At 22.6% G+C, this 963-nt stretch carries 1 protein-coding gene; it reads left to right on the forward strand.

Features of this window, described 5'->3' with window-relative positions; translation table 11 throughout:
• Window positions 1-162: 162 nt before the first annotated feature.
• On the forward strand, window positions 163-861 hold the full coding sequence (gene comB / locus BGI41_RS08220; RefSeq protein ID WP_088540215.1) for a 2-phosphosulfolactate phosphatase: 699 nt from the start codon (window positions 163-165) through the stop codon (window positions 859-861).
• Window positions 862-963 lie beyond the last annotated feature (102 nt).

Consider the following 963-nt stretch of genomic DNA (forward strand, 5'->3'; position numbering starts at 1 on the left):
TTTTTATTTTTAGTATCTAATGAATATACTTTAATAATTTATTTTTGATATTTAAGTTTAGGATTTTCTATTTATTAATTTGGATTTAAATTTTAAATTTAAAATATTATATATTAGTTCTATTAAATTTTAGTATATTATATATTATATTAGGTTATGATTATGAAAGCTACAATAAGTTTTGAAAATACTATATCTAATGATGTTTCAATAATGATTGATGCACTACGTGCTAGTACTACAATTACAGTTGCATTAAATAATTATGATAAAGTTATTCCTGCATTTTCTCCTGATGACGCTATTGAAAAATCTAAAAAATATGATGGTGTTCTTGCAGGTGAAAGAAAAGGTAAGATGATTGAAGGTTTTGATATTGGTAATTCACCTAGTGGAATACTTGATTATAAGTCTAATAAGAAAAATTTAATTTTAACTAGTAGTAATGGTACTAGAGTACTTGAGAATATGAATAGTAAGCATGTTTTAATTGGATGTTTTCTTAATGCTAAAGCTTGTGCAAAAGTTGCACTTGAACTTTCTAAATCACATATTGATATTGTTATGGCAGGTTGGCTTGGAGAATTTACAATTGAAGATTATCTTGCAGGTGGAGAAATATTATATTGGTTAAAATACTTTGCTGAAAAAGAAGATATTGATATTAATTTTTCTGAATTTGCAGAAGTAGCTATTCTTGGTTCTAGGGATTTAATTAAATCAAATGAAGCTATTTCAAGAGGATTTTCTGCTAAAAGACTTAAAAATGTATGTTATTCTCAGGATGTATCCTTTTGTTTAAAACGTAATGTTTTAGATGTTGTTGGTATATATGAAAAGGGTATTATTACTAAATTTTGATTAAGTTATAATTTTATCTATATTTAATATTAAATTTTATATAATAAATTATAATTTTATTATTATTTTGAATAAATTTTTTATTTTTATTAGTTTTTTAAG

The sequence above is a fragment of the Methanobrevibacter sp. 87.7 genome (assembly GCF_002208625.1).
In the GTDB taxonomy this organism is placed as follows: Archaea; Methanobacteriota; Methanobacteria; order Methanobacteriales; family Methanobacteriaceae; genus Methanarmilla.

Excerpts from the sequence above, each read along its gene's own strand:
- comB (WP_088540215.1), top strand. The coding sequence starts at position 163 with ATGAAAGCTACAATAAGTTTTGAAAATACTATATCTAATGATGTTTCA.